Here is a 1,952-nt window from a genome sequence, read left to right as displayed (position 1 = left end):
ACGCGGCCGGCACGGCGGATCAACGTGCCCGCGTACTCCCGACCACCCTGCGCGACATCATCAAGTCCGTCACGTTGTGTAGCCAGATTCTGTGCAGGTAGGGACTGGGTGGACGCAGGCCAGGACGCGTCGGTGATGTTGCCCGCCGCGTCGTAGCCGTACCGCTCGGACCAGTCCGCCCCGTGCACGGCGGTGACCCGCCGCACCGGGTCGAGATCAAACCGGCGCAGGCCGGCGAGCATGTCATCGATCTCGGTGACATACCCATCCCGGCTGTAGGAGTAGTCCCGACGCTGCAGCACCTGCGCCTGCCGGACGGTCCCCGACCCACCCGTGGTCACCGTCTGCGCGGTCACGGTCTGCGACAGCAGCTGCTGGTTGGCGTCCCACGCCTGCGCCAGCACCACCCCGGTGTCCAGGCTGCGCTCGATCTCCCGGCCAGCTCCGTCGTGGGCGAACCGCACCGTCCGACCGGCGGTCGCCAGCGACAGCGGCAGATCGTTCGGGTCATACTCCCAGACGCTGTCCGCTCCGGACGGCGTCACCCGCCGCACCCGCCGACCCAACACGTCGAACGTCGATGACACCGTCCGGCCGTTACACGTCTGCGCCAGCACCCGGCCAAGAGGATCCCGCTCGAACACACAGTCCGCATCGGAGTTGGTAGCGCGCACAACCCGGCCGACGGCGTCGTAGGCAAACGTCGTCACCGCATCGTCGCCACGTTTCTCAACCACGTTTCCGAGCAGGTCGCGGGTGAAATACACGCTCTCCCCCGCACCGTTGGTCCGGGCAACGAGCTGCCCGCCGGCATCATTCGCATAAGCCAGGACGCGGCCGTTGAAATCGGTCTCCCGGATGAGATTGCCGGCCGGATCGTAGTCGTAGCGCCAGACCAGGCCGGCCGGGTTGGTCACCGCGACCAGCCGTAGTTCGGTGTCATAGGCGAACGCAAGGCGCGCCCCGTCCGGACCGGTCCGCGCAGCCGGCAGATCGAAATGCGTCACCTCGATGCGGGTCACCCCGCCGGCCGCGTCCACATGCTCGACGAGGTTGCCTTCCCCGTCATAGCTCCACCGCTCGACCGCACCGTCCGGCCGCGCCCGCCACGCCAGCTTCCTTTCGACCGTCCACCCGAACCGGGTCACCTCGCCGACCGGGTCGGTCACCGCGACCACCCGGCCGAGCCCGTCCCGCTCATACGCGGTGACCGCACCGAGGGGATCGGTCACCGCGACGGGCAGGCCGGCGGCGTCGCTCGCCACCCGCCGGGTGTGGCCGAGGGCGTCGGTGACGGTGGTGAGCCGGCCGCGGTCGTCATAGGCGAACCCGGTCCGCGCCCCGACCGGATCGACCACCGCGGTCAGGTTCCCGCGCTCGTCGTAAGAGCGTTCCCAGCGGGCACCGTCCGGCTCGACCAGCGTCACCGGTAGTCGCAGATCATTCCATTGTGCGGTCATCCGGCTGCCGTCCGGCCGGACAATCTCGGTCAGGTTGCCCTCGACGTCGTAGCGATACCGGACGGTGCGGCCCAACGGGTCGGTTTCGGCGAGTTTGCGGTCATACCGATCCCACGCGTAGACGGTGGCATGCCCGAGCGGGTCGACCTGCCGGCGGAGCTGCATCGTCGCGGTGAACTGGTACTCGATGGTCTGCCCCAGCGAGTTGGTCTCCACCGTGACATGACGATCGGTGTCGTAGACGATCGTCCCGTCCAGGCAGCCCGCCGAACCCGCGGTCCGCACCACCCGGCCGGCCGCGTCGTAGCTGTAGGCATAGCTGGTGCCGTTGCGATCCGTCCAACCGATCATCCGCCCAACGGCGTCGTAGGCAAACCGCAACGGCCGACCCGAGGAGTTCACCACCTCGATCAGCCGGCCGGCCCCGTCGTAGCCATAGCGGATGACCGCGATGTCGGGTTCGCCCGCCCGCCCCCGCAACCGGATCGCAGT

The 1,952-nt window shown here is 69.2% G+C and carries 1 pseudogene; it reads right to left on the bottom strand.

The window, feature by feature from the left end:
- Positions 1-1,952 (bottom strand): annotated as a pseudogene (locus U9977_RS26655) (type IV secretion protein Rhs); the annotation flags it as partial.

Source organism: Protofrankia sp. Cas8, from assembly GCF_963555845.1.
Classification (GTDB): Bacteria; Actinomycetota; Actinomycetes; order Frankiales; family Frankiaceae; genus Protofrankia.
This window is presented reverse-complemented; position numbering and strand designations above follow the sequence as displayed.